Origin of the sequence: Mesorhizobium carmichaelinearum (assembly GCF_900199455.1) — a bacterium.
GTDB lineage: Bacteria > Pseudomonadota > Alphaproteobacteria > Rhizobiales > Rhizobiaceae > Mesorhizobium > Mesorhizobium carmichaelinearum.
In genome coordinates this window covers 162,006-187,201 of sequence record NZ_FZQR01000006.1, presented here as the reverse complement: position 1 = coordinate 187,201, position 25,196 = coordinate 162,006, and the positions used below count along the sequence as shown (strand labels likewise).

Here is a 25,196-nt window from a genome sequence, read left to right as displayed (position 1 = left end):
TCGATCGGCTGCTATTCGGCGGCGACCCGGCCTGACGAGCGGTTGGCCAGCACGAAGCCGACCTCGTCCACAGCCTGCGCGGCGCGCTTCAGGATCGCCTCGGAGCGTAGCACGCCGTCGGTGAAATCCTTGTCGGTGGCGTAGACGGCGGTCGGCAGGGCAAAAGCCTCGAAGAAGCCGAACAGCGGCCGCAGCTGATGTTCGACGATCAAGGCGTGGCGCTCGCCGCCACCAGTGGCCGTCAGCACGATGGGCTTGCCCCGCAACGCGGCCGGATCGATCAGGTCGAAGAAGTGCTTGAACAGACCGGTGTAGCTGCCCTTGTAGGTCGGCGAACCAACCACCAGCACATCAGCGGCGAGGATCTGCGCCAGGATCGGCTGAGCCTGGCTGTCGAGGTCGCGCGCCCACCGTGCCGTGCCCAACGACGGGCCGACATCCTCGATGTCGTAGGTAACAGCCGACAGGCCGTGGCGGGCGGCGATGTCCCTGGTGACCAGTTCAACGAAGGCGCGCGTCTTTGACGGCCGGGTGATGTTGCCGGAAAAACCGACGACTGTGGGGTTTGACATGGCAGTGGGCCTCTTGGATGTCGAAGTTTGAAGTGGCGGGCCACCCGGCCCGCCGATGGGAAATCAGCTCCAGGCGTGCAGCGGCGGGTTTTCGCCGTTGAGGAAATACTTTCCGAGGATCGCGTACTTCCAGCGTACCGGATCGTGCAGGGTGTGGGTGCGGGCATTGCGCCAATGCCTGTCGAGATTGTGCTCGGCCAGCGTCGAGCGCGTGCCGGCCAGTTCGAACAGCTTGTTGGTCGCGGCGATCGCGATCTCGGTCGACAGGATCTTTGCCTCGGCGGTGACGATCTGCGCATGCGCCACCGTCTCCGCCGTTGGCTCGGCCACCGCCTTGTCGATTGCCAGACCGGCCTTTTCGAGCAATGCCTGCGCCGCGTGCAGGCGTAGCGTCAGGTCGCCGATCGCCTGGATGGTGTAGGGATCGTCCCAGGCATTGTCGACGCCGCTGTCGATCCAGGCGCGGCTCCTGGTCCGGACGAAGTGAACCGTCTCGTCGATGGCCGCCTGGGCAATGCCGGTATCGACCGCCACCTGGATGATCTGGAAGATGGCGCCGTCGGCGGTCGGTTTGTCATAGCCCTTGTAGCCGGGCACCAGATGCGTCTTCGGCACCTTGACGTTGTCGATGATGACAGTGCCCGACAAGGTCGTGCGCTGGCCGAAGCTCGACCAGTCGTCGATGACGGTCAGGCCCGGCGCGCCACGGTCGGCGATCGCATACCAGGCACGGCCCTCGTCATCGAGCGCCACGATCGGCACCAGATGGGCGAGCAGCGCGCCGGAGGAATAGAATTTGCGGCCATTGACGACAACATGGTCGCCGGCATCGGTGAAACGGGTCTCGAAATCGGCGGCGCGCTTGGAACCGAACTCGGAAAAGGCATTGCCGAACCGTGTGCCCTTCAGCGCTTCGGCGAACAGCAGTTTCTGCTGTTCCGCATCCGACACGGTGCGGATCGCGGCGATGACGCCGAGATGGTTCTGGGCGATCTGGCCGATGGAGGAATCCGCTGCCGAGATGATCTCGACCACCTTGGCCAGCGTCACGTAGGAGACTTCCGGCCCGCCGAATGCCTTGGGCACATTGATCGACCACAGGCCGCTTTGCGAAAAGGCATCGAGTTCGGCAACCGGCCAGATGCGCTCGCGGTCGCGCCTGGAGGAGTCCTTGACGAATTCGACGGCGAGCGCATGGGCGACCGCGATCGCCTCGGCGTCGTCCTTGATGATGTGGGCCGGCGCCGACGGCCTTGCGACCGGCGGCACGGCGGCGGAGGCGTGGTCTGTCTTGACGGTCGAGACGGTCATTTCATTGCTCCTTGATATCTGATTTCAGGCAACGGCATGGAGATGGGCTGGTTTGGCAGCCGGCGATGGCAGTTGGCCGGTGGTCGATTGACCGAGATAGAAGGCGCGCACATCCTCGCGCTGGCGAAGATCGGCGGCCGCGCCGGAGAGAACGGAGACGCCGTTTTCGAGCACCGTGGCATGGTCGGCATATCGCAGAGCGACAGCCGAATTCTGCTCAGCGACCAGGATCGACAGGCCGGTCTCGCGGTTCAGTTTCCTCAGCGTCTGAAAGATGTCCTGGACGATGAGCGGGGCGAGCCCCATCGACGGTTCGTCGAGAACCAGCAGGCGCGGCCGCGACATCAGCGCCCGGCCGATCGCCGTCATCTGCTGTTCGCCCCCGGAGGTCAGGCCGGACAATGTCCGACGCTTTTCCTTCAGCCGAGGGAAATAGGCGTAGATGCGTTCGAGATCGCCATTGATCTCAGCACGGCGACCGCTGCGGCCGATGCCACCGGCGACCAGGTTTTCCTCGACGGTGAGGCTCTTGAAGCAGTGACGGCCCTCGAGCACCGGAACCAGGCCGGCGCGCACGAGATCGCCGGGCTTGCGGCGCGAGACATCGTCGCCGTCATAGCGGATGGTGCCGGCATTGACCTGGCCGCGCTCGGCCGGCAGCAGGTTGGAGACGGCCTTCAGCGTGGTGGTCTTGCCGGCGCCATTGGCGCCGAGCAGCGCCAGGATCTCGCCGCGCCGGATCTCGAAGGAGACACCATGCAGCGCCGTGATGGCGTGGTTATAGGTGGCATGGACCGTATCCACCGCAAGGATGACGTCATTGTCCGGCATGGGCTCTTCTTCCGCGGTTCGAGGAACCGTAAAGGGCCGGGCGCCGCGGAAAGTTGTCCGTGGCGCCCGGCATTGGCTGATCAGTTGGTGGTCACGGCGTTGGCATCATCGGCGGTGCGCAGCTTGATGCCCTTCTCCGCGGCATAGGCTTCGGCCGACTTCTCGATGATCGGCCGCAGCAGCGCCCAGTCCGGCGCGATCCAGTCGGAGACGACGTTCCACTTCTTGCCGTCCCACTGCTGGAAGGTCACGTAGCCTTCGCCCTCGTGGTTGTCCCAGCTGACATTGATCGAGTGGAACAGGTCCTTGGCGCCGAGCGCCTCGACCTTGGCCGGATCGAGCTTGAGGTGCTCGAAGCCCCAGCGGACTTCGTCGCCGGTCAGCGTGCGGTGGCCGAACTTCTCCTGCGCGACACGGATCGCCTCGACATTGAGGATGCCGTTGACGATGCCGAGATTGTGGTAGACAGAGCCGATGCGCGACTTGTCTTCCAGGTTGCCCTTGCCGGCGCCGTAGACCGTCTTCACGATCTCCTGCACCACCGGGTAGGTGTTGCCGGAGGCCTGGGTGGTGATGGCGGTGTAGCCCTTGGCGGCGTCACCGGCCGGGATGACGTCTTCTTCCGAATTCGACCAGACATTGCCGACGATATGATCGACGGGATAGCCGACCTTGACCGCCGTCTTCAGCGCCACCGGGTTCATCACGCCCCAGCCGCGCAGGACGACGAAGTCCGGCTTGGCGCGGCGGATGGTCAGCCACTGCGACTGCTGCTCGTTGCCGGGATGCGGCACTTCGATCTGCTGCACGGTGAAGCCGTATTTCTGGGCCAGCAGTTCATAGATCGGGATGGTCTCCTTGCCGTAGGGCGAGCCGTGGTAGAGCACGACGATCTTCTTGCCCTTGAGCTTGTCGATGCCGCCTTCCTTGGCGGCGATGTAGTTCACGATGCCCGACGTTTCACTGTAGGGATTGAGCAGCAGCGGGAAGACGTATGGGAAGACGCGACCATCGGTGGAGTCGGTGCGGCCGTGGTTGACGGTGATCAGCGGCACCTTGTCGGCGGTGATGCGGTCGATCATGGCATAGGCGATGCCGACCGAGAGCGGGTTCCAGGCGGCGGCACCGGCATGGCTCTTCTGCCGCTCATAGCATTCGACGCCGCGCTCGACCTCGTACTGGGTCTCGCATTCATCCCAGGTCAGCTTGACGCCGTTGACGCCGCCGTCGCGGATGTTGATGAGGTTGAGATAGTCGATGAAGCCGCCGAAGAAGCCGGTGCCGCCGGCCGCGTAAGGGCCGACGCGATAGCTCTGCAGCGGGAAATATTGTTCGTCGGCATGTGCGGCCGGCAAGGCCACCGACACGATCATCGCCGCGGACAGCGCCGCCGCCTTGATTGTGCTGAGGAAAGTCATTGTCAGGGTACTCCCGGTATGGGCCGTCTTGGCTCGGCCTCTGGTTCATTTTCAAATGCGAATGCAAGGCTCAGGTCGACTGCCAGGCGAACAGGAGCCGTCTTCGGACCCTGTCCCACAGGGCCACAAGCCCGTCGGGTTCAAGGATCAGAAACAGGATGATGAGGGCGCCGAGCACGATGCGCTGGCTCATGTCGAGCACGCCCGAGTCGAAGACATCGCCGAGCAGGAAGCCGCCTAGGCGCGACAGCGCGAGCGGAAAGACGACGATCAAGGCGGCGCCGAAGAAGGCGCCACGGATCGAGGCCAGGCCGCCGATGATGATGATGAACAGTATCTGGAACGAACGGTCGAGATCGAAGCCGTCCGGCTCGACGGTTCTGAGATACGCGAAGGCCCAGATGACGCCGGCGACGCCGATGATGAAGGAGGAGATGGCGAAGGCCAGAAGCTTGGTCTTCAGCACCGGTATGCCGATGATGCGGGCAGCGGTCTCATTGTCGCGGATAGCGATGAAATTGCGCCCGGTCTGCGACGACACCAGCCGATAGGCGAGGAAGGTGAGGATGCTGACGACGGTCAGCGCGAAGAGATAGCGGCCGACTGCGCCGTCAAACGCGAAGCCTGAAATCAACAGCTTCGGCGCGTCGATGACGCCGGAAGCCGAGTCGTTGGAGAACCAGCTGAACTTGGTCAGCGCCCACTGCACGAAGAACTGCGCGGCGAGCGTCGAAACGGCGAGATAGAAGCCTTTCAGCCGCAGGCTGGGCAGGCCGAAGACGATGCCGATCGCAGCGGCGACGATACCGGCGAGCACGATGCTGCCGATCAGCGGCAAGCCTTCGACGCGCAGGTAGAAATTGTAGGCGGCGAAGGCGCCTGCCGCCATGAAAGCAGCACTCCCCAGCGAGACCTGGCCGGCATAGCCGGTGAGGATGTTCAAGCCCACGCCGGCGAGGCTGAGCGCCAGGAACGGCAGCAGGATGGCTTCGAACAGATAGCTCGAGCCGATCAGCGGCACGACGCCATAGGCGAAGGCGAGCAGAAGCACGGGCGCGATCCATTTCGGCAACACCGGCGCGGACGAAAATTCGTCTGTTATCGCGGTCATGGCTCAGACCCTCTCCACGAGCTTCTGGCCGAACAGGCCGGACGGACGGATCAGCAGGAAGACGAGCGCGACGACATAGGCGAACCAGCTCTCGATGCCGCCGCCGAAATAGTCGCCGATATAGACCTCGGCGAGCTTCTCGCTGGCGCCGATCAGCAACCCGCCGACGATGGCGCCGAGAATGGAATCGAAACCGCCGAGCACCAGCACCGGCAGCGCCTTGAGCACCACCAGCGACAGCGAGAACTGCACGCCGAGGCGGGCGCCCCACAGCAGTCCCGCGACCAGCGCGACCAGGCCGGCCGCGGCCCAGACGGTCGCCCAGATCAATGGCAATCTCAGGCCGACAGCCAGGGCCGCGAATTGGTCGTCGGCGACGGCGCGGAAGGAGAGGCCGATGCGGGTGTAGCGGAAGAACAGCGACAGCAAGAGAACCATGCCGGCCGCAACCACTGCGGCGAAAATATCGAACTGGCTGATCAGCACGCCACCGACTTCCAGCGGCACGTCCTCGATGCCGAGGTCGAGGCCATGGACCTGCGTGCCCCAGATCAGCTGGGCGGCGCCCTCGATGATGTAGGACAGGCCAAGCGTGGCCATGAACAGCGTGATCGGCGGCTTGTTGGTGAGCGGCCTGAGCACCGTGCGCTCGATGGCGATGCCGATCGCCACCATGATGGCGAAGGTGGCCACCAGCGCCAAGGCGAAGGGAACACCGCGCTCGACCAGACTGACGAAGGTGAGTGCCGCGAACAAGAGCAGCGCGCCTTGCGCGAAATTCAGTACGCCCGAGGTCTTGTAGATCAGCACGAAACCGATCGCGACCAGCGAATACATGACGCCGGAGAGCAGGCCGCCGACGAGCACTTCGATGAAGAACTGGTAGTCGAAGTCGGCGATCATATGCCTGCCCCGTCCTCATTGTCGGAGGCGACGCCGAGATAGGCATCGATGACGCGCTGATCGTTGCGCACTTCATCCGGCGTGGCGTCGGCGATCTTGCGGCCATAGTCGAGAACGGCGATGCGGTCGGACAGGCCCATGACGACGCCGACATCATGTTCGATCAGCACAACGGTGGTGGCGAAGCGGTCGCGCGCGGCACGCACGAAACCCGCCATCTCGCTCTTCTCGCTTGCTGTCATGCCGGCCATCGGTTCGTCGAGCAAAAGCAGGCGCGGCTCCGCGACCAGTGCGCGGGCCAGTTCGACGCGCTTCTGCAGCCCGTAAGGCAGCGTACCGGCGAGGCGATCGCGGACTGCGGTGAGATCGAGGAATTCGAGGATCTGGTCGGCGCGGCTCAAGGAGTCGCGTCGCTCGCCACGCGAGCGGCCGATGCCCAGCACCTGTCCGGCGAAATTGGAGCGGACCTTGTAGGCGAGGCCGGAGGCAACATTGTCGAGGACGCTTAGGCCCTTGAACAGAGCAAGATTCTGAAAGGTCCTGGCGACGCCGAGATGCGCCAAGCGCTGCGTCGGCACCTGGGTATAGCTGATGCCGTCGAGTTGGACATGGCCACGGCCCGGCCGGTAGACACCGCTGATGACGTTGATCAGAGAACTCTTGCCGGCGCCGTTCGGGCCGATGATGGCGCGGATTTCGCCTGATAGAACCGACAGGTCGATATCGGCCAGTGCGACGACGCCGCCGAACGACAGGCCGATGCCTTGCAGCGAGAGCAGCGGAACGGCAGCATCCGCGATCGACCCTGTCGGCACGATGCCAACGGCGGACGACTGGAGCGTAGACGGCAGGCCGCGCGCGAAGACTTCCGGCGCATAGACCGAGGCCTCCATCATTCCAAGGGCATAACTGGCCAACGGCATTCCAATCGTCCTCGATTGCTTTCAGCAGGCGCAAAGCCTCGTTGACGCTCGATGGATCGAGCGCGCCTGGGAACCTTCATTGGTGTGCAGACCGGACTGCCCGGCCTGCCTTTTGAAAAAGGGCTATTCCGCTGCCAGTGATGCCGCCTGCTCGGCGTCCTCCAGCTCGCGCACGAGCGGGATGACGTGCTCGCCGAAATATTCGACCTCTTCCTGGAAGTGCAGGAAGCCGAGCAGGATGAGATCGGCGCCGGCGCGCTTGAGATCGACGATGCGCTCGGCGACCTGCCGTGGCGTGCCGATCAGGTTCGAGCGGAAGCCGTCATTGTACTGAACCAGATCGTCAAAGGAGGATTTCGCCCAATTGCCCTCGCCTTCCGGTGAGGCCTTGCCGGCATTCTTGACCTCGTGGCCGAAAGCGTTGACGGCTTCGGGATTGGCCTTGGCGATGATTTCGGCGAGCACCGCCTTGGCCTCGTCCTCGGTCTCGCGGACGATGGCGAAGGCGTTGACGCCGACCTTGACGGAATGGTTGTTGGCCTTCGCCTTGGCCCTGATGTCGTCGACCTGCTTGGCGATCTCGGCCGGCGTGTTGCCGTTGGTGAAGTACCAGTCCGAAACGCGTGATGCCATGTCACGTGCGGCGCGCGAGGAACCGCCCTGGAAGATTTCGGGCAGTTGCGGCGGTTTCGGCTTCAAAGAGTACTCGTTGAAGCGGTAGAAATCGCCGCGGAAAGTGAAGCTGTCTTCCGTCCATATTCCGCGCAATGCACGGATGAATTCCTCGGAGCGGCGGTAGCGCTCGTCATGGTCGAGCCAATGCTCGCCGATGGCATGGAATTCGCCACGGAACCAGCCGGAGACGAGGTTGATGGCGACACGGCCATTGGTCAGATAGCTGATGGTGGCGAGCTGCTTGGCCGCCAGCGCCGGATTCCAGGGACCGGGCAGGATCGCCGCGATGACCTTGAGCGTCGTGGTGGCCGCCAGCAGGTCGTGGCTGAAGGCCACCGATTCATGCTGTTCGTCGGCGCCGTAGCCGGCGGTGAAACGGATCTGGCTCAGCGCGTAGTCGAAGCCGGCTTTCTGGGCGATCTGCGCCAGCTTGCGGTTGTATTCAGCCGAATGGTTGGTGCGCTGCTCGATGTTGGAAATCACCAGGCCGCCCGAAACATTGGGCACCCAGTAGGCGAACTTGACCGCGTCGGTTTCTGTATGTGCCATGAACTGTCTCCCATTCAGGCCGTGTCGTTGATCGGTCCGGCGTGCCCGGATTTCCCCGATATTTATTATGTCTACTGATTATATATACAAAGTAGGATTTTCCGTTTTTGGCGCCCGCTTGGGACGGAAATACCAATTTTTCCCAGCCAGGCCGGCTTCGGCTTGTCAGCGCGCGGCTGCAACGTCCCCGGCATTGGCGCCAACCGCCTCGACTGACGGAAGCCTGTCGACCAGCCTTGCAATCTCGCCCGCGACCATCTGGGCATGGCGAGCGACCTCCGGCAGGCCCATGAGTTCACCAAAAGTGCCCCGCGCCAGCGGCCCGGCGACGAAAAGCCCGGCGACCGACCTGTCGTCCCGACCGATGGCACGGCTATCAAGTGTGGTCGCGATGCCGAGCCCATGGGCGTCAACCCTGATCAGCCCGGCCTCGGCCAGGGAGCGCAGCGCCGGATTGAGCTGAAGGGCCTGCCCGTGAGCCGGCCCTGTCGTGTTGATGACGGCATCGAAGCGGGCCGTCTCGATCAGCGTCTGGCCGCGCCGCTGAAAGCTGACCGCGAGGCTCTCGCCCTCATCGTTGGACGCGACAAGCCTGGCGGCAATGGTGTCGAAGGTGCCGGCGGCCTGGCGGCGGTCGAGCACGGAAGCAATCTGCGGGGCGATCCTGAAGCGGTGCACGTCCCAGAACACACGCAGCTGACGGACCAGCCTTGCCCGTTCCGGCGGAGCAAGGGCGGCCCACAGCACCGGCCCCTGCAGGCGCAGCTGGTCGAAGACAGACTGCCAGTTGACGTTGGCCGCGCGTGCCGCTGCCAGCGTGGCACGGATGGTCTTCAGCAGCCCAAGCGCCGATGTGGCCGGCGCCGAGGCAAAATCGCCGAAAGCTTCGCCCCTGACATCGGGATGACCGCGCGAACGCAGCCCACGCCGCGACAGCGCCATGATGCGGCCGCGATGGCCACGGCGATCGAGTTCGGCCACCATGTCTGCCGATGTCAGCCCGGAGCCGACGATCAGCACCGAGGCTTGCGGCACGATTCCGGCAAGTGCCGACGCGGCGTAGGGATCGGCGACAAAACCTGGCGCTTCGGCCAGGGAGGCGAGCGCTGCCGGGATTGCGGGCGCAGGATGCGTCGCGGCGAGGACGACGATGTCGGCGACGACGGGTCCGGCGGAGGTCTGCACGGTCCAGCCCGCGCCATTAGCATCACGTGTCACGCCGGTGGCGAGACCGCCGACATGGCGGACCGCGCCTGAAGCCAAATAGGGCGCGAGGTGCTCGGTAACGTAACGGCCGAACACACGCCGACGGGGATAGGCGTCGCCGTTCTTCCAGAGCGCATCCGCGTCGTGTTCGAGTTCGCCACTGCCGGCCAACCAGCGCGCAAAATGCTGCGGGTCGTCGGGAGCCATGCTCATTCTGACGGCCGGGACATTGACCCGGTGCGATGGCTCTTCGCTGGAATAGGCCAGACCGCCGCCTAGCGCCGGGCGCGGCTCGATCACGGAAATCGACAGCCGCTCCAGCCGATGCGCCTGCGCCAGATGCCAGGCCACCGCCGTGCCAGAAAAACCGCCGCCGATGATGGCGACGCGCAAGCGGCGGGCCGGAGGCAGCGCGTTCACGAGGCGCTGGCGAGCGACTTCGGCCGGTGGTCGCCGGCAATAGTCTCGCCGAACGGGCCGGTGTTGACCGACGAACCGGCTGATTTGACCGGATGATCTGTCGGCAGCTTCGGCAGCACCAGTTCGCCGAAACGATAGGCTTCTTCGAGATGCGGGTAGCCGGACAGGATGAAGGTGTCGATGCCGAGGCGGCGATATTCGTCGATGCGCTCCGCGACCGTGTCGGGATCGCCGACGAGAGCCGTACCAGCGCCGCCGCGCACCAGGCCCACCCCGGCCCACAGATTGGGCGCGATCTCGAGCTTGGCGCGGTCGCCGCGATGCAGCGCACTCATGCGCGCCTGGCCAATCGAATCCATGCGGGCAAAGACTTTCTGGGCCGATGCGATGGTCGCGTCGTCGAGCCGGCTGATCAGCCGGTCGGCGGCGGCCCAGGCCTCCTCGGTGGTTTCCCGCGCAATGACATGCAGGCGAATGCCGAAGGAGAGTTTGCGGCCGGCCTTTTCGGCCAGTTCGCGAACGGTATCCAGCTTGCGCTCGACATCGGCGGGCGGTTCGCCCCAGGTCAGGTATTTGTCGATCTCCTGCGCCGCCACTGTCGACCCGGCATCGGACGAGCCGCCGAAATAGAGCGGCGGATAGGGCGTCTGCACCGGCGGAAACAGCAGCCGGCCGTCCTCGATGTGGAAATGCTTGCCCTCGTGCTCGACCGTCTCGCCGCTCAGCACGCGCTTGTATATCCGCAGGAATTCCTGCGTCACCTCGTAGCGCTCGGCATGCGAGAGGAAAATGCCGTCGCCCTTGTTCTCCAGCGGATCGCCGCCGGTCACGACATTGATCAGCAAGCGGCCATTGGAGATGCGGTCGAGCGTGGCGGTCATGCGCGCGGCGAGCGTCGGCGACTGCAGGCCCGGCCGCACGGCGACCAGGAAACGCAGCCGCTCGGTCAGCGGCACCAGCGCCGAGGCAATCACCCAGGAATCCTCGCACGACCGGCCGGTCGGCAGCAGCGCGCCGTAATAGCCCAGCGTGTCGGCGGCCTTCGCCACTTGCGTCAGATAGGGCAGATCGACCGATCGGCCGCCCTCGGCGGTGCCGAGGTAACGGCTGTCGCCATGCGTCGGCAGAAACCACAGAACCTTGATGCGGTCCGGAACGTCGCGTGTCATGGCCTGCCTCCCGCGAGCGGGTGGCGATGGCGGACTGTGCGTGACGGAGTTGATAGCGGGTACAGAGAGGCGGGCATGGCGCAGTCCTGTCCTGGAAAACCAGATCGCCCGCACTTTGCTTATTCTATAAACTCTGTAGAGTTAGTTTATTCCAAATCCTCCGGTGAAATTGGAAATTCTCTCCGCAGGATCGCCGCAGTGGTGCCCCACAGTCACATCGGAGATCCCGAGGGCCCGGGTCGCAACGCGGCCAGATCAAGTGCGCTTCCACCCCGTTGAGCCGGTCTATCGAACATCCGGCATTCCAATATAATCTGATCATTCTGGTGAACGAAGACGTGGATTTGCCATGGACCTGGATCCTTCGACGCTCAATCGGGCGTTTCCGCTGCGCGATCAGATCTATCACAAGATCCGCAATCTGATTGTCGTCGGGCAGATGAAGCCGGGGGAAGTCATCAACGAGGTGGCCATCGCCGAAGCCCTCGGCGTCTCGCGCACACCGGTGCGCGAAGCGGTCAAGCGCATCAGTGACGAGGGCCTCGTCACCATCCTGGCGCAGACCGGCACCTATGTCGCGCCGATCAACCGCGTCGACCTGGAAGAAGCCTATGTCATCCGCCGCGCCCTGGAGATGGAGAGCGCCAGGCGCGCGGCCGTCAAATTCACGCCGTCAGCCGGCGAACTTCTGGAGGACAATATGGCGGCGCACCGGCTCGCCATAGCGCGCGGCAGATATGCCACCGCGATCCAGCTCGACGACGTCTTCCACCGCAGCATCGCCGAGATCTGCGGCCTGCCGAAAATCTGGCGCGCCGTCGACATCTCCAAGGCGCAGATGGATCGGGGCCGTTACCTCGTCATCCCGAAGCCCGGCTATGGCGAACAGACGATCGAACAGCACGGCGCCATTCTCGACGCGCTGAAGCGCCACGACGCCGAAGGCGCCGCGCAGGCGATGGAGCACCACATCGAAACGTCGTTCCGCAACACGCTCGAAGTCGCCGCCGAGCTGCTCGGCTGAAGCCGGCCGCACTGGATCCGATCAGGCATGCCAAGGCGGATTGATGGCCCGTGTCCGCCTCGGCACGATCTCGAGTTCGTCATCAGGCACGGCGGCCGCGATGCCGACAATGTGCCGGTCTGTCAGACGCAGGCTGCGGAACGCCCAACGCGAGGCATCGTCATCGATCTCGTCTCCGAAATCGGCAATGGGCGGAGAGACCTCCAGGTCCAGTTCAACCTTCTTCACCGGCAAAGAGAGGCCCACGCCGCGCGCTTTCACATAGGCTTCCTTGAGCGTCCACAGCGTGAAGAAGAAATCCTGTCTTGCCTGCCCGCTCATGGTGTCGAAGCGGGTGCGTTCCCGGGGTGAAAGGACCGCCGGGGCCAGTTCGGCGAGACCGACATCGCGGTCGCGCGGCTCGGCGTCGACGCCGATCTCCGCGAAAGTGGCAACCGCGCAAGCCACCAGGCCATGCGTGTGGGACAGGCTGAAGTGGAGGCCACTGACGCCCAGCCCGTCGTCGATGAAGGGGCGGCCGTGCCGGTTGGCGTCAAAGCGCCAGTGTTCGGGGGCAATATCGCGGTAGCGCGACAGAGTGGACCTGACCAGGCCGCGAACCGCGAGATGCTGAAGTCGGGCAGGCTCGGACTTGAAGGCATCATGCCGATCACGTTCAGGCCCGCTCAGAAGCCGCAGGCAGGCGGCCTGATCGTCCACGCCGAAGTCGTCGAGCGGCACGTACCAGAGATCGACCTGGCCGCGTCGTGGATCGCTTTCTCTCATGGCCGGAGCCGGCCCTGGCGCGGGTGACGACATCACGATTGTTCCAGGCAAATCCGCCGCACTGCGTTCGATCGCGGCCCGATGTCCGGGACAGGGACCACAGTTCGCCGGAATGGGCAAGAACCCGTTCGGGAAAGCCGGAGCCTCGGCGAAGCCGGCGAAGTTTGATCCAATCACCTGGTTGCGTGGAGACAGGCGGCGAGTGCTGCACATCTGATCAGGAGCTATCTGCTTCTGCCTTTCGTCGAGGCCGTCGAGGCCAGGGGACTTGATGCGGCTGCGATGCTGGCAGCGTGGGGGCTGCCAGGCTGTGCGCCAATTCTCGCCCGACATCGTGGTCGTCGCGCTGGGCCTCGACGCCTCCAGGGACGATCCATTCGCCTGCATGGCCGTCAACGAAACCGGCTTCCTCAGGATGAGCGAAATTCTGGGTATCTTGTCGCGACCCACCCTGATCGTCCAGGAGGGCGGTTACCCCTCACCGAGGCTTGGGGATTCCCTGGCGGGATTTCTTCGCGGATTTGTCGCGAGGCAAGCCAGCTGACGCCGGCATACAAACCGGCTGCAATCGCTAATGTGAGAATTTCGGGCAGTCTCCAGATGTCAAACAGATCGTCGGACCCGATCTCGTCAATGGTGTCGGGTGTACCAAAGGGCGTGAAGTCCTAACATTGACCGGCACTCCCAATGGAAATAGATCTCGATCCAAAGCAAAGGGAGAGAACGGTGGGATTCAACCGCACTATTCGAGATGTTATTCCGGCGCTGGCACTTGCCGCCGGCTCGCTTATGTCGTCCAGCGCGCAAGCCAAGTCGGAGGCATATGAGATCGGCTACGTAATGGCCGCCTATTTTTGGTGCCCGAATGCGTACGCGTATTCCTCTATGCCGGACTTTTTCAAGTACCAGGGTACGAGCGAATATAATCGGGGTTATGCCGCTTTTAGAGCCGCATTAAAAGGCCCCCGCCCTAGCAAAGTCTGCTTCGATACGGCCCGCGCAAGTGGTTGGTTTACTGTGCGCTGACGCAATTCCTTGGGAAAAGCGTTCCCGCATTTTTTCTGGAGTTGCTCTGGCCAAGCAGCAGAAATTGGCCCGCTTCCGGGGCCGGTCCAACGTATTGTAAATGTAGGAGACTGTTTGGTGGAGCCAATCGGAATCGAACCGACGACCTCTTGAATGCCATTCAAGCGCTCTCCCAACTGAGCTATGGCCCCACTTCCGGCAGTCAACCGGCGCCGTTTCCGGCGAAGAGATCAGCGCGGGTTGGAACACCGCGCCGTTAGTGCAGGCGGCTTCTAACCCCGCCTTTCCAAGATATCAAGCCTTGAATATCGGCTTTTTGTTCACAGCCCGAGAAAGCCTGCAAACGCTGGCGTCCCGGGTCGATCAGACCTCGTCGTCGTCGTCGCCGACGCCGATCATGTCGGCAACGTCGTCGTCTTCTTCTTCTTCGTCGGCAAGGAAAGTGTCATCTTCCTCGTCGCCGAGGTCGACGTCCTCGTCATCGCCGAGATCCGGCAGGTCGTCACCCTTGACGTCCTCGTCGGCCTCTTCAAGCGAGACGACTTCAACGCCCTCTTCGTCCTCGGCGTCCACTTCCTTCTCGGCCACTTCCTCTTCCTCCTCGAGGGCGGCGATCTTGCCTTCCTCGAAATAGGAACGCGGATAAGTCTTGCCGGTGTAGGGCGAGACGATCGGGTCCTTGTTCAGGTCGTAGAATTTTCGACCCGTCTCGGGGTCGATACGCTTTGTGCCAAGTTCGGTTTTTGCCACGGCAAGCCTCGTGAATAAAAGAGTGGTCCCCTTAACCACTGTTTGCGGCGCTGTCAAAGCCAAAAGCCGGCGTCACAAAACCAAGTCCTGAAAGGCCTCGCGCCAAGTGACGACCATGGGGATGACCATTTCGCCCCGCCGTGATACGAGACCGCCGCAACAAATGAAAAGCGCCGGCCCGCCGGCATTCCGTCCAGGGAAATTCCATGTCTCACGCCGCCGCTGCCAAGCCGGCCACCGCCCGCAAATCTCAAGCCCTTTCCGGCACCGCCCGCGTGCCGGGCGACAAGTCGATCTCGCATCGCTCCTTCATGTTCGGCGGCCTCGCCTCCGGCGAAACCCGCATCACCGGCCTGCTCGAGGGCGAGGATGTGATGCGCACGGGTGCCGCCATGAAAGCTATGGGCGCGCACATTGAAAAGCGCGGCGCTGAATGGGTGATCCGCGGCACCGGCAACGGTGCGCTGCTGCAGCCGGAAGGCCCGCTCGATTTCGGCAATGCCGGCACCGGCTCGCGGCTGACCATGGGCCTCGTCGGCACCTATGACATGGAAACCACCTTCATCGGCGACGCTTCGCTGTCGGGCCGGCCGATGGGCCGTGTGCTCGAGCCGCTGCGCCAGATGGGCGTACAGGTGCTGAAGGCGACGCCCGGCGACCGTATGCCGATCACGCTGCATGGCCCCAAGCATGCCGCCCCGATCACCTACCGCGTGCCGATGGCCTCGGCGCAGGTGAAGTCGGCCGTGCTGCTCGCCGGTCTCAACACGCCGGGCATCACCACCGTCATCGAACCGGTAATGACGCGCGACCACACCGAAAAGATGCTCAAAGGTTTTGGCGCCAATCTGTCGGTCGAGACCGACGAACGCGGCGTGCGCCACATCTTCATCGAAGGCCAGGGCAAGCTGACTGGCCAGACGATCGCCGTGCCGGGCGACCCGTCCTCGGCCGGCTTCCCGCTGGTCGCGGCGCTGATCGTGCCGGGTTCGGACATAACAATCGAGAACGTGCTGATGAACCCGACCCGTACCGGGCTTTTGCTGACGCTGCAGGAAATGGGCGGCCAGATCGACATTTTGAACCCGCGCAATGCCGGCGGCGAGGATGTCGCCGATCTGCGCGTGCGCTATTCCGAACTCAAGGGCGTCGCCGTGCCGCCGGAGCGTGCGCCGTCGATGATCGACGAGTACCCGGTGCTGGCTGTTGCCGCCAGCTTCGCCGAAGGCGAGACGCTGATGCAGGGGCTGGAAGAATTGCGGGTGAAGGAATCCGACCGGCTGTCGGCCGTCGCCAACGGGCTGAAGCTCAACGGCGTCGACTGCACCGAAGGCGAGGCGTCGCTTGCGGTGCGCGGCAGGCCGGGTGGCAAGGGGCTTGGTCGGCATCCCAACGGCCTGGATACGACGGTCAAGACGCATCTCGACCACCGCATCGCCATGAGTTTTCTGGTGATGGGGCTGGCGACGGAAAAGCCGGTTACCATCGATGACGCCAACATGATCGCGACCAGCTTTCCGGAGTTCATGGGGCTGATGAAGGGGCTCGGCGCGGAGATCGAGTGACCGTCGTGGCGACCAATAGCCTTGGCACGTTGGCAGGACAGCGCCCCCCTCTGTCCTGCCGGACATCTCCCCCACTTGGGGGGAGATTGGCAGTTTTGGCGCTTCGCTCAATTCTGCAACGTAGACAATTGGCCAAGGCCGCGAGGACGGCCGATCTCCCCCCTTGTGGGGGAGATGTCCGGCAGGACAGAGGGGGGCGCGAAGGATCGCGGCGCTTGTCTAGATTCTCTATGGTGGCCTGCCAATGACCTCGACCTTCACCATCGCCATCGACGGCCCCGCCGGCGCCGGCAAGGGCACCCTCGCCCGCCGGCTCGCCGATCACTACCGGCTGAACCTGCTCGACACTGGCCTCACCTATCGCGCGGTGGCCTATGCGCTGATCCAGCACGCATTGCCGCTCGACAATGTCTCGGCGGCCGAAACCGCCGCGCGCCAGGTCGACCTGGCCAAGCTCGACCGGGCGGTGCTGTCGGCACATGCCGTCGGCGAGGCAGCCTCGAAGGTCGCGGTGTTCCCGACCGTGCGGCGCATTCTCGTGGAAAAGCAGCGCGCATTTGCCATGACGCCGCCGGGCGCGGTGCTGGACGGGCGCGACATCGGCACCGTCGTGTGCCCCGATGCCGACATCAAACTCTATGTGACGGCGAGCGCGGAGGTGCGCGCCAAGCGCCGGCTGGCCGAGATCGAAAGCATCGGCGGCACCGCCAATTTCACCGAAATCCTCGCCGACATCGTGCGCCGGGACGAGCGCGACATGGGCCGCGCCGACTCACCCTTGAAGCCGGCCGCCGACGCGCACTTGCTTGATACCAGCGAAATGGCTATAGAAGCCGCGTTTCTCGCAGCCATGGCGATCATCGACGAGGTCATGGCCAAGAGAAACAAGGCCTGATCCGGGTTTTCTCTCGCATTTCCGTTGCCGGAAGCGCAGAAAATACCCATATCGGGCACGAACCAGCCTGCCAGCATTCTTCATGCGCCGGAATTGCCGCTTTAAAGCGGCCCAGGGCTTTTAAAGCCCGGAACGCCGGCAGGCCAACGCAACGCTAACCCACGGCGCCCGTCCCGCTCAGAGATGCGGGGCACTCCAGGAGAAAATATGTCAGCTGCAAATCCCACTCGCGATGATTTCGCGAGCCTGCTCGAAGAATCTTTTACCGCCGGCCATTCCGGCGAAGGCCAGGTCGTCAAGGGCATCATCACCGCCATTGAAAAAGACATGGCCATCATCGACGTCGGCCTCAAGGTCGAAGGCCGCGTGCCGCTGAAGGAATTCGGCGTCAAGGGCAAGGACACCACCCTCAAGGTCGGTGACACCGTCGAAGTCTATGTCGAGCGCATCGAAAACGCGCTTGGCGAAGCGATGCTTTCCCGTGAAAAGGCCCGCCGCGAAGAGAGCTGGGTCCGTCTCGAAGAGAAGTTCACCAAGGGTGAGCGCGTCGAAGGCGTCATCTTCAACCAGGTCAAGGGCGGCTTCACCGTCGACCTCGACGGCGCCGTGGCCTTCCTGCCGCGCAGCCAGGTCGATATCCGCCCGATCCGCGACGTCTCCCCGCTGATGCACAACCCGCAGCCCTTCGAGATCCTCAAGATGGATCGCCGCCGCGGCAACATCGTGGTGTCGCGCCGCACCGTGCTCGAGGAGAGCCGCGCCGAACAGCGTTCGGAAATCGTGCAGAACCTCGAAGAAGGCCAGGTTGTCGAAGGCGTCGTCAAGAACATCACCGATTACGGTGCGTTCGTCGACCTCGGCGGCATCGACGGCCTGCTACATGTCACCGACATGGCCTGGCGCCGCGTCAACCATCCGACCGAAATCCTCAACATCGGTCAGACGGTCAAGGTGCAGATCATCCGCATCAACCAGGAAACCCACCGTATCTCGCTCGGCATGAAGCAGCTCGAGAGCGATCCGTGGTCCGAGATCGGCACCAAGTTCCCGATCGGCAAGAAGATCAAGGGTACCGTCACCAACATCACCGACTACGGCGCGTTCGTCGAGCTGGAGCCGGGCATCGAAGGCCTCATCCACGTTTCGGAAATGTCGTGGACCAAGAAGAACGTGCATCCCGGCAAGATCCTGTCGACGACCCAGGAAGTCGACGTGGTGGTGCTCGAGGTCGATCCGGCCAAGCGCCGCATCTCGCTCGGCCTCAAGCAGACGCTTGAGAATCCGTGGGAAGCCTTCGCGCGCAACCATCCGGTCGGCAGCCAGGTCGAGGGCGAGGTCAAGAACAAGACCGAGTTCGGCCTGTTCATCGGCCTGGAAGGCGACGTGGACGGCATGGTGCACCTTTCCGACCTCGACTGGACCCGTCCGGGCGAGCAGGTCATCGAAGAGTACAATCGCGGCGACATGGTCAAGGCGCAGGTGCTCGACGTCGACATCGAGAAGGAGCGCATCTCGCTCGGCATCAAGCAGTTGGCGCGCGACACGGTCGGCGAAGCAGCGACTTCAGGCGAACTGCGCAAGAACGCCGTCGTCACCTGCGAAGTCATCGGCGTCAAGGATGGCGGTCTGGAAGTGCGGCTGGTCGACAGCGGCATCGAGACCTTCATCAAGCGCTCCGATCTGAGCCGCGACCGCGACGAGCAGCGCCCCGAGCGCTTCACCGTCGGCCAGAAGGTCGATGCCCGCGTCATCGCCTTCGACAAGAAGACCCGCAAGCTGCAGGTCTCGATCAAGGCGCTGGAAATCGCCGAAGAGAAGGAAGCGGTCGCCCAGTACGGCTCGACCGACTCCGGCGCTTCGCTGGGCGATATCCTGGGTGCCGCGCTGAAGAAGCAGGGCAACTAAGTCCTTCGCAACGCGAAGGCCTTCGCAACGCGAAGTCCTTCGCGTCATCTCGAAAACAAAACCCCGCCGAAGCGATCCGGCGGGGTTTTTCTTTGGAAGCCAGGTCGACTTCTGGCGAAAGCCAGGTCGACGGATGCTGAGCTATGCGCGGCCGTAGAGCGGCACCAGCGTTCCGCTCATCGCCTGGTTGGCGGGCGAGGCGAGATACGCGATGGCTTCGGCCGCCGCTTCGAGACTGACCCATTTGGTGAAATCGGCATCCGGCATGTCGGCGCGGTTTGCCGGCGTGTCGAGCGTCGACGGCGCCACGGCGTTGACCAGGATGCCCTTGGCCTTGAGTTCTTCGGCCATCGCCACCGTCATGGCCGCGACCGCCGCCTTGCTGGCGGTGTAAGCGACCATGCCGGCGCCCCGCCTGGGGTCGAGCCCGGCGCGCGCCGTGACATTGACGATGCGACCCGATGTGCCCGACGCCAGCATCGAGCGGATCGCGGCACGGCTGCACAGGAAGGTGGTGCGGGCGTTGGTATCCATCATCTCGGCAAACGATGCCGATTCGATCTTTTCCACCGGCGCCATGGCGAAGCCGCCGGCCAGATGGATCGATCCCCACAAGGCAGGAACCTGGGCATAGAAGCTTTCAACCTTGGCGGAGTCCGACAGGTCGACATTGTGCGCCAGCTTTACATTCTCGTGCGCGGCGAAAGGAAAATGCTGGGGTGCCGCGGCGTGCGCGTTCGGCACATGGCAGATCGCGCCCTGTTCCAGCAGCCGGCCAACCACCGCACCGCCGAGCGCGCCGGTTCCACCGGTCACAACGATATGTCTGCCTTGAAGTGTTTCCGTCATCCTGGACCGCTCCTGTCGTGTTTTTATGATTTTGTCGCTTGTTGTGCCCCGCCGACGCGAAGCGTCGCGCCTTTCTGGCGATCACTCAACTGATATCTCGGCATGGCAGCCGTCACGTCTTTGCATGCGTCGGGACGCATATAATGGCAATGCCGTCAGCCATCCGGCTGTTGCGGTACAACAGCCGAGCCGGCTTAGGTCCGATGCAGGTTGGACAATAAACGCTGGCCTGCAGGCTTCAATCGACCGTGATTTCGATGACGCAGGGCAATCCGGTTGCCCGGGCGCGCTTCAGCGCCTGTGGCAAGGCGCCGATCTCGGCCAGCCGTTCGGCGCCGATGCCATAGGCTTCGGCCAGCTTGCAGAAATCCGGCGGCGCCGGCGAGACCCCGACAGGTTCGACGCCGACATCGAGCATCGAGGTTTCGATCTCGCGATAGCCCCTGTTGTTCCAGACCACGAAGATGACCGGCGCGTCGGAATCAAGTGCGACACCCAGTTCCGGCAATGTGAACTGGAAGCCGCCGTCGCCGGTCAGGCAGACGACCGGCACGTCGGGCACGGCAAGTGCGGCACCGATCGCCGCCGGCGGGCCGTAACCAAGCGCGCCGAAGCCGGTGGCGGCGTTGAACCAGCCGGCCGGTCGGTCGTGGTCATAGTAGAGGTTCGCGGCGTAGATCGGCTGTGTCGAGTCGCCGACGATGATGGCGCCCGGCAAGGCATCGCGGATCATTTCCACGGCATGCACCTGCGCCACATAGGCCGGGCTGAGCTCGGCGAATGCCGCCTTCCGTGCCGCGGCGGCGCGTGCCTCGCCGTCCGGCGCGGCGGCATGGGCGGGGCCGATCGCCGCCAGCAAGGCTTCGATTGCCTCGGCGCAGTCGGCCTGGATACCAACCGTCACCGGGCGGCGCGCGAGCTGGTCGGCGCCGATGTCGATGCGAATCAGGTTGGAAGGCAGCACAAAGCCGCCGTCGCCATAGCCGTCATAGTCGGTCGGGCCGAATTCGGTGCCGGCGGCAATCACCAGATCGGCCTCGGCCATCAGCGCGCGAACCGCCTTCAGGCTTGGGCTTGCCGGCACGCCGAGCGGGTGCCGATAGAGCAGGCCGCGCGCATTGGTGGTCTCGACGACCGGCGCGCCCATTGTCTCGGCCAGACGCCGCAAGGGTGCTTCGGCACCCTTGGCACCGCCCCCGGCCAGAATCAGCGGATGGCGGGCAGTGGCGACGAGTTTGGCGGCACGCGCAATTGCCGCGCCATCCGGCGCCGGCGGTGCCGCATTGCTCAGAAGCGCAACGATATCGTCCGCCGACTTGACCATGACATCGGTCGGGATCTCGATGTGCACCGGGCCTGGCCGCGAGGATGAAAACAGCGCGAAGGCCTGCGCCAGCGCGCCCGGCAATTCGCTGGCCTGGGTGACGCGTAGCGACAGCAGCGCCACCTTCTCCATCATGCCGCGCTGGTCCGGCAGTTCGTGCAGGAAGCCCAGTCCCTTGCCCAGCGTCGGCATGGCGTTGACGCCGGATATGACCAGCATCGGGACCGAATCGGCGCGCGCCTGACCCATGGCGGTGATGGTGTTGGTCAGCCCCGGTCCGGTGATGACGAAGGCGACACCGGGCCTGCCGCTGGCGCGGGCATAACCGTCGGCCATGAAGCCGGCGCCCTGTTCGTGGCGCGGCGTGACGTGGCGGATTTTCGAGCGCGCCAGGCCACGGTAGAGCTCGACCGTGTGGACGCCTGGAATGCCGAAGACGGTGTCGACGCCATGGGCTTCAAGCAGCGTGATGAGGGCTTCGCCGAGTGTTGTCATTGGTTCTCCTCCCCTTCCGAGCCGATCACTGTTCAACAGAACAGCGATCCGCTTTATCTCTTTGTTTTTAACGCAATTCCGGACGAAAAACCGCTTCTCACTTTTTCTGGACTTGCTCTAGCGGCACGAGGCCTAGTTCGGCCTCGACAGTCTTGATGCCAATCGCCGCCAATTCGCCGGGCGAGAACATCTCGCCGGCCAGGCAGCCTTCAATCCAGAGTCCGTCGATGATCGCATTGATCGCGATGGCATGGTGGCGCAATTGGCTTGCGTCCGGCGTGCGCCGTTCGGCGGCAAGCACCTCGGCCACAACTGCTTCCACCTCATTGCGAAAGCCAAGGTAGCCTTCGCGGTGGGCGCGAGCCAGGCTCGGATCCGCACCGGCACGGCCGATGAAGGTTGCCCAGAGTGAAAACACCCGCGCGTCGATGATCGGCACGTTGAGGTTGGCGGTGACGAAAGCCGCAAGGCGCTGGCGCGGTGAGGCATCTTCCATGACCAACGCCGCTTTCGCCTGCTCGGTCATGCGGTCCATGAGCGCCGCATAGGCTTCCTGCAGTAGTTCTTCCTTGCCGGGGAAATAGTGCCGGATCAGCCCGGCGGTGACGCCGGCACGCAATGCGATGGTGCGCAAGGTGGCGCCCTGCAGGCCATGTTCCGCCACGCTGTCCAGAGTGGCCTCGATCAGATCCTGCCGCCGCCGCTCTTCGCCCTCGCGGCGGAACCTGCGGCGGGTTGGCGCATTCATTGGCGCAGGATCGGCCGCGTCAGGCATGTCGGCCCACCCTCGCAGGCGATGCAGAGCGCATCCGCTTCGAAGATTTCGACCGTGCAGCCAGCGGCTTCCATCGCGGCCTTGGTTTTTGGAAAGCCTGCAACGGCAATGACCTTGTGTGGGCTGGTCGGCAGCACATTCAGGCTGAGGCCGTTGGAAGCCGCGAACTCTTCGGCATCGCCTGCGACCAGCCGGATGTTGCGCGCCTTCAGCATCTGATAGAACGGGGCCGGCAAAAGCGGTGAATAGACCAAAGCGAGGTCGTCGGCCAGCGGGCTGATCACCGACATCAGATGCAGGCACGCCTCTTCGCCCTGCCACAGCGGCAGGTCAAAACCGAAGACGGAAATGCCCAGCGGTGTCAGCAAGTTGGAAAGCTGTTGGATGCCTTCCTGATTGGAGCGGACACCGCGCCCGATCACCAGCGTGCGGGCATCCAGCCAGACACAATCACCGCCTTCGACCTGGCCAGGAGCCTCGAGGCGGCCGAGGATCGGAATGCCCAGTCTTCTGTAGGTCTCCTCATGCAGCGAGGGCTCGCTGGCGCGCAAGGGCTTGCCCATGGACAGGATCAGCGCGCCGCGGTCCGTCATCAGCGATGGGTCGTGCGTGAACACCGAATCCGAAAGCCCATCGGCCCTGTCCTCGATCCATTCGATTTCGGCACCGGAAGCCGCCACCAGTTCAGCAAGGAGCGCGTGCTGCGATGCTGCTTTCGCCGGATTGAATCCTGGGCCATAGTGCCAGGCAGCTCTGTCGGCGTTGCGCATAGCGTTCGCCGCCGACCGCATCAGCACGCGTCGCAGCGGCGCCGCCATGGACTGTGATCCGAAAGCGCTCATCGAAGCCCTTTTTTAGCTGAAAAAAATCGAAAAAATTTCATGAGAGGCTATTTATACACTTGCACAACAAGCTCGCAAGTGCCGTAATGAGCGGGATTGACGGGCTCGCGCCGTTGGGTCCATGCTGAAGTCTGGAGCGGGGCAGTACAGCGTATATGTTGATTAGCCAGATAGACGTTCGACGAACTGCCGCCGACCCTATAGAGGTCACCCGGTGAGCGCGGTGGAGGCTGCCGCAGTCCGATCCGGCAAGGCGCAGGACGGCGCCGCCGAAGCCATCCATGTCGAGAACCTGCACAAGAAATTCGGCCAGCTGCATGTGCTGAAGGGCGTGTCGCTGTCGGCGCGCGACGGCGAGGTGATCGCTATCATCGGCGGCTCGGGCTCAGGCAAATCGACGCTGCTGCGCTGCATCAACTGCCTGGAAAATCCAACCAGCGGCATCATCCGCGTCAATGGCGAGGAGATCAAGCTCAGGGCGGACAGCCATGGCCACACCGTTCCGGCCGACCGCAGGCAGATCGAGCGCATCCGCTCCAAGCTCGGCATGGTGTTCCAGAACTTCAATCTGTGGAGCCACATGACGCTGATCGAAAACGTCATCGAAGTTCCCGTGCATGTGCTCGGCGTCAAGCGCGACGAGGCTATCGCCCAGGCCGAAAAGCTGCTGGCGCGCGTCGGACTCGCCGAGAAGCGCGACGTTTATCCAGCCTATCTTTCAGGCGGCCAGCAGCAGCGCGCCGCGATCGCCCGCGCGCTCGCCATCAACCCACGCGTCATGCTGTTCGACGAGCCGACCTCGGCGCTCGACCCGGAACTGGTCGGCGAGGTGCTGAAGGTGATCGGCGATCTGGCGCGCGAAGGCCGCACCATGGTGCTGGTCACCCATGAGATGAAGTTTGCCCGCGAGGTCGCGACCCACGTCGTCTATCTCTACAACGGGCTGGTCGAGGAAGAAGGCCCGCCGGAGCAGATCTTCGGCGCACCGAAATCCGAAAGGCTCAAGCAGTTCATCCGCAACATCGGCTAGGGACAGGCCGGGACGGAAGAAAACCGGGAACGAACAACAAACTGGGAGTTTGAAATGAAGACTGTTCTGAAGACATTCGCCGCGGCACTGCTGCTCGGCGTCGCCGCCATGGGCGTGGCCAAGGCCGATCCGGTCAAGATCGGCGTCGCCGCCGAACCCTATCCGCCCTTCACCTCGCCGGACGCTTCGGGCAAATGGGTCGGCTGGGAGATCGAGTTCATCGACGCCGTGTGCGCCGAGGAGAAACTTGATTGCGTCATCACGCCTGTCGCCTGGGACGGCATCATCCCGGCGCTGACCACCAAGAAAATCGACCTCATCGTCTCGTCGATGTCGATCACCGACGAACGCAAGAAGACGATCGACTTCTCCGACAAGTACTACAACACGCCGACGGCGATCATCGGACCGAAGGATCAGAAGTTCGGCGCCTCGCCTGACGACCTGAAGGGCAAGGTACTCGGCGTCCAGGTGTCGACCGTGCACGCCGTCTACGCCAAGAAGCACTTCGGCGCCACGGCGTCCGAGATCAAGGAATACCAGACGCAGGACGAGGCCAACCAGGATCTCGCCGCCGGCCGCCTCGACGCGGTGCAGGCCGATTCCATCGCGCTCGGCGAATTCCTCAAGTCGGACCAGGGCAAAGCCTGCTGCGACCTGAAGGGCATGGTGGCTCCGGATCTCGAGGTGCTCGGACCCGGCGTCGGCGCCGGCGTGCGCAAGGAAGACACCGAGCTGAAGGAAAAGATCAACGCCGGCATCAAGGCAATCCGCGCCAACGGCAAATATGACGAGATCTCGAAGAAGTACTTCGATTTCGACATCTACGGTGCCGACGCGCAGTCGAACTGACGTCCCTCGCA

Annotated in this window: 24 protein-coding genes and 1 tRNA gene; 8 read left to right on the top strand and 17 right to left on the bottom strand. The window is 63.8% G+C overall.

Going from position 1 to position 25,196, the window contains the following annotated elements; translation table 11 throughout:
* Positions 1-11: 11 nt before the first annotated feature.
* The 10 genes from msuE to ssuD form a co-directional block, all read right to left on the bottom strand.
* Complete coding sequence (gene msuE / locus CKW40_RS16020; RefSeq protein ID WP_095200856.1) at positions 12-572, bottom strand: FMN reductase; 561 nt, start codon at positions 570-572, stop codon at positions 12-14.
* A 63-nt stretch (positions 573-635) separates the two neighbouring features.
* Positions 636-1,883, bottom strand: a complete 1,248-nt coding sequence (locus CKW40_RS16015; protein ID WP_095200855.1) for an SfnB family sulfur acquisition oxidoreductase — start codon at positions 1,881-1,883, stop codon at positions 636-638.
* Positions 1,884-1,907: 24 nt separating this feature from the next.
* Positions 1,908-2,714: an ABC transporter ATP-binding protein gene (locus CKW40_RS16010; protein ID WP_095200854.1), complete on the bottom strand. Its 807-nt coding sequence runs from the start codon at positions 2,712-2,714 to the stop codon at positions 1,908-1,910.
* A gap of 80 nt (positions 2,715-2,794) precedes the next feature.
* Positions 2,795-4,132: an ABC transporter substrate-binding protein gene (locus tag CKW40_RS16005; protein WP_095200853.1), complete on the bottom strand. Its 1,338-nt coding sequence runs from the start codon at positions 4,130-4,132 to the stop codon at positions 2,795-2,797.
* Between the two features lie 70 nt (positions 4,133-4,202).
* Positions 4,203-5,243 (bottom strand): branched-chain amino acid ABC transporter permease, encoded by a 1,041-nt coding sequence (locus CKW40_RS16000; protein ID WP_095200852.1) that lies wholly within the window; start codon positions 5,241-5,243, stop codon positions 4,203-4,205.
* Between the two features lie 3 nt (positions 5,244-5,246).
* Entirely contained in the window at positions 5,247-6,146 is a 900-nt protein-coding gene (locus CKW40_RS15995) for a branched-chain amino acid ABC transporter permease (protein WP_064984417.1), read from the bottom strand.
* Complete coding sequence (locus CKW40_RS15990) at positions 6,143-7,069, bottom strand: ABC transporter ATP-binding protein (protein ID WP_095200851.1); 927 nt, start codon at positions 7,067-7,069, stop codon at positions 6,143-6,145. The genes CKW40_RS15995 and CKW40_RS15990 overlap by 4 nt, the downstream gene beginning before the upstream one ends.
* A gap of 123 nt (positions 7,070-7,192) precedes the next feature.
* Entirely contained in the window at positions 7,193-8,293 is a 1,101-nt protein-coding gene (sfnG, locus tag CKW40_RS15985) for a dimethylsulfone monooxygenase SfnG (protein WP_095200850.1), read from the bottom strand.
* A gap of 165 nt (positions 8,294-8,458) precedes the next feature.
* Entirely contained in the window at positions 8,459-9,919 is a 1,461-nt protein-coding gene (locus CKW40_RS15980; RefSeq protein ID WP_095200849.1) for an FAD/NAD(P)-binding protein, read from the bottom strand.
* Entirely contained in the window at positions 9,916-11,088 is a 1,173-nt protein-coding gene (ssuD, locus tag CKW40_RS15975; RefSeq protein ID WP_095200848.1) for an FMNH2-dependent alkanesulfonate monooxygenase, read from the bottom strand. Before ssuD ends, CKW40_RS15980 begins: the two co-directional genes overlap by 4 nt.
* Before the next feature lie 349 nt (positions 11,089-11,437).
* On the opposite strand from ssuD, the gene CKW40_RS15970 reads away from it, so the two are divergent.
* Entirely contained in the window at positions 11,438-12,112 is a 675-nt protein-coding gene (locus tag CKW40_RS15970) for a GntR family transcriptional regulator (RefSeq protein ID WP_095200847.1), read from the top strand.
* A 21-nt stretch (positions 12,113-12,133) separates the two neighbouring features.
* Here the strand turns inward: CKW40_RS15970 and CKW40_RS43765 are convergent, their stop codons facing one another.
* Complete coding sequence (locus CKW40_RS43765) at positions 12,134-12,832, bottom strand: 4'-phosphopantetheinyl transferase family protein (RefSeq protein ID WP_179297984.1); 699 nt, start codon at positions 12,830-12,832, stop codon at positions 12,134-12,136.
* A 316-nt stretch (positions 12,833-13,148) separates the two neighbouring features.
* Here CKW40_RS43765 and CKW40_RS15960 point away from each other — a divergent pair, with 316 nt between their 5' ends.
* Positions 13,149-13,421, top strand: a complete 273-nt coding sequence (locus CKW40_RS15960; protein WP_095201037.1) for an arginase family protein — start codon at positions 13,149-13,151, stop codon at positions 13,419-13,421.
* Between the two features lie 143 nt (positions 13,422-13,564).
* The gene (locus CKW40_RS15955) at positions 13,565-13,903 is read left to right on the top strand and encodes a hypothetical protein (protein WP_095200845.1); all 339 of its coding nucleotides are present in this window, start codon (positions 13,565-13,567) and stop codon (positions 13,901-13,903) included.
* Positions 13,904-14,018: 115 nt separating this feature from the next.
* Here the strand turns inward: CKW40_RS15955 and CKW40_RS15950 are convergent.
* Positions 14,019-14,094: transfer RNA gene (locus tag CKW40_RS15950), tRNA-Ala, on the bottom strand.
* A 172-nt stretch (positions 14,095-14,266) separates the two neighbouring features.
* Complete coding sequence (locus CKW40_RS15945) at positions 14,267-14,653, bottom strand: TIGR02300 family protein (protein ID WP_095200844.1); 387 nt, start codon at positions 14,651-14,653, stop codon at positions 14,267-14,269.
* Between the two features lie 206 nt (positions 14,654-14,859).
* Between CKW40_RS15945 and aroA the strand changes: the two genes are divergently transcribed.
* The 3 genes from aroA (at position 14,860) to rpsA (ending at position 19,018) form a co-directional block, all read left to right on the top strand.
* On the top strand, positions 14,860-16,218 hold the full coding sequence (gene aroA / locus CKW40_RS15940) for a 3-phosphoshikimate 1-carboxyvinyltransferase (protein ID WP_095200843.1): 1,359 nt from the start codon (positions 14,860-14,862) through the stop codon (positions 16,216-16,218).
* Positions 16,219-16,462: 244 nt separating this feature from the next.
* A complete protein-coding gene (cmk, locus tag CKW40_RS15930) occupies positions 16,463-17,113 on the top strand; it encodes a (d)CMP kinase (RefSeq protein ID WP_095200842.1) in 651 nt (216 codons plus the stop codon).
* Positions 17,114-17,320: 207 nt separating this feature from the next.
* Positions 17,321-19,018 carry a 30S ribosomal protein S1 gene (gene rpsA / locus CKW40_RS15925; protein ID WP_095200841.1) on the top strand — a complete coding sequence of 566 codons (1,698 nt, stop codon included), beginning with the start codon at positions 17,321-17,323 and terminating at the stop codon, positions 19,016-19,018.
* Positions 19,019-19,159: 141 nt separating this feature from the next.
* Here the strand turns inward: rpsA and CKW40_RS15920 are convergent, their stop codons facing one another.
* The 4 genes from CKW40_RS15920 to CKW40_RS15905 all read right to left on the bottom strand — a co-directional run bounded on the left by CKW40_RS15920 (position 19,160) and on the right by CKW40_RS15905 (position 23,303).
* Positions 19,160-19,867, bottom strand: a complete 708-nt coding sequence (locus CKW40_RS15920; protein WP_095200840.1) for an SDR family NAD(P)-dependent oxidoreductase — start codon at positions 19,865-19,867, stop codon at positions 19,160-19,162.
* 238 nt (positions 19,868-20,105) lie between these two features.
* Positions 20,106-21,686, bottom strand: coding sequence for a 5-guanidino-2-oxopentanoate decarboxylase (locus CKW40_RS15915; RefSeq protein ID WP_095200839.1), 1,581 nt, complete (start codon positions 21,684-21,686; stop codon positions 20,106-20,108).
* A 97-nt stretch (positions 21,687-21,783) separates the two neighbouring features.
* Entirely contained in the window at positions 21,784-22,461 is a 678-nt protein-coding gene (locus tag CKW40_RS15910) for a TetR family transcriptional regulator C-terminal domain-containing protein (RefSeq protein ID WP_095201036.1), read from the bottom strand.
* Positions 22,431-23,303 (bottom strand): dimethylarginine dimethylaminohydrolase family protein, encoded by an 873-nt coding sequence (locus tag CKW40_RS15905; protein WP_095200838.1) that lies wholly within the window; start codon positions 23,301-23,303, stop codon positions 22,431-22,433. The genes CKW40_RS15910 and CKW40_RS15905 overlap by 31 nt, the downstream gene beginning before the upstream one ends.
* A gap of 214 nt (positions 23,304-23,517) precedes the next feature.
* Between CKW40_RS15905 and CKW40_RS15900 the strand changes: the two genes are divergently transcribed.
* Together CKW40_RS15900 and CKW40_RS15895 are read left to right on the top strand one after the other, a co-directional pair.
* Positions 23,518-24,333, top strand: coding sequence for an ABC transporter ATP-binding protein (locus CKW40_RS15900; RefSeq protein ID WP_095200837.1), 816 nt, complete (start codon positions 23,518-23,520; stop codon positions 24,331-24,333).
* Positions 24,334-24,387: 54 nt separating this feature from the next.
* On the top strand, positions 24,388-25,185 hold the full coding sequence (locus tag CKW40_RS15895) for a transporter substrate-binding domain-containing protein (protein ID WP_095200836.1): 798 nt from the start codon (positions 24,388-24,390) through the stop codon (positions 25,183-25,185).
* The last annotated feature ends 11 nt before the right edge of the window (positions 25,186-25,196 follow it).

What these genes read in the sequence shown, in the direction of transcription:
- msuE (WP_095200856.1), bottom strand. Translation starts at nt 572, where the DNA reads ATGTCAAACCCCACAGTCGTCGGTTTTTCCGGCAACATCACCCGGCCG.
- CKW40_RS16015 (WP_095200855.1), bottom strand. Translation starts at nt 1,883, where the DNA reads ATGACCGTCTCGACCGTCAAGACAGACCACGCCTCCGCCGCCGTGCCG.
- CKW40_RS16010 (WP_095200854.1), bottom strand. Translation starts at nt 2,714, where the DNA reads ATGCCGGACAATGACGTCATCCTTGCGGTGGATACGGTCCATGCCACC.
- CKW40_RS16005 (WP_095200853.1), bottom strand. Translation starts at nt 4,132, where the DNA reads ATGACTTTCCTCAGCACAATCAAGGCGGCGGCGCTGTCCGCGGCGATG.
- CKW40_RS16000 (WP_095200852.1), bottom strand. Translation starts at nt 5,243, where the DNA reads ATGACCGCGATAACAGACGAATTTTCGTCCGCGCCGGTGTTGCCGAAA.
- CKW40_RS15995 (WP_064984417.1), bottom strand. Translation starts at nt 6,146, where the DNA reads ATGATCGCCGACTTCGACTACCAGTTCTTCATCGAAGTGCTCGTCGGC.
- CKW40_RS15990 (WP_095200851.1), bottom strand. Translation starts at nt 7,069, where the DNA reads ATGCCGTTGGCCAGTTATGCCCTTGGAATGATGGAGGCCTCGGTCTAT.
- sfnG (WP_095200850.1), bottom strand. Translation starts at nt 8,293, where the DNA reads ATGGCACATACAGAAACCGACGCGGTCAAGTTCGCCTACTGGGTGCCC.
- ssuD (WP_095200848.1), bottom strand. Translation starts at nt 11,088, where the DNA reads ATGACACGCGACGTTCCGGACCGCATCAAGGTTCTGTGGTTTCTGCCG.
- CKW40_RS15970 (WP_095200847.1), top strand. Translation starts at nt 11,438, where the DNA reads ATGGACCTGGATCCTTCGACGCTCAATCGGGCGTTTCCGCTGCGCGAT.
- CKW40_RS15960 (WP_095201037.1), top strand. Translation starts at nt 13,149, where the DNA reads ATGCGGCTGCGATGCTGGCAGCGTGGGGGCTGCCAGGCTGTGCGCCAA.
- CKW40_RS15955 (WP_095200845.1), top strand. Translation starts at nt 13,565, where the DNA reads ATGGAAATAGATCTCGATCCAAAGCAAAGGGAGAGAACGGTGGGATTC.
- aroA (WP_095200843.1), top strand. Translation starts at nt 14,860, where the DNA reads ATGTCTCACGCCGCCGCTGCCAAGCCGGCCACCGCCCGCAAATCTCAA.
- cmk (WP_095200842.1), top strand. Translation starts at nt 16,463, where the DNA reads ATGACCTCGACCTTCACCATCGCCATCGACGGCCCCGCCGGCGCCGGC.
- rpsA (WP_095200841.1), top strand. Translation starts at nt 17,321, where the DNA reads ATGTCAGCTGCAAATCCCACTCGCGATGATTTCGCGAGCCTGCTCGAA.
- CKW40_RS15920 (WP_095200840.1), bottom strand. Translation starts at nt 19,867, where the DNA reads ATGACGGAAACACTTCAAGGCAGACATATCGTTGTGACCGGTGGAACC.
- CKW40_RS15915 (WP_095200839.1), bottom strand. Translation starts at nt 21,686, where the DNA reads ATGACAACACTCGGCGAAGCCCTCATCACGCTGCTTGAAGCCCATGGC.
- CKW40_RS15910 (WP_095201036.1), bottom strand. Translation starts at nt 22,461, where the DNA reads ATGCCTGACGCGGCCGATCCTGCGCCAATGAATGCGCCAACCCGCCGC.
- CKW40_RS15905 (WP_095200838.1), bottom strand. Translation starts at nt 23,303, where the DNA reads ATGAGCGCTTTCGGATCACAGTCCATGGCGGCGCCGCTGCGACGCGTG.
- CKW40_RS15895 (WP_095200836.1), top strand. Translation starts at nt 24,388, where the DNA reads ATGAAGACTGTTCTGAAGACATTCGCCGCGGCACTGCTGCTCGGCGTC.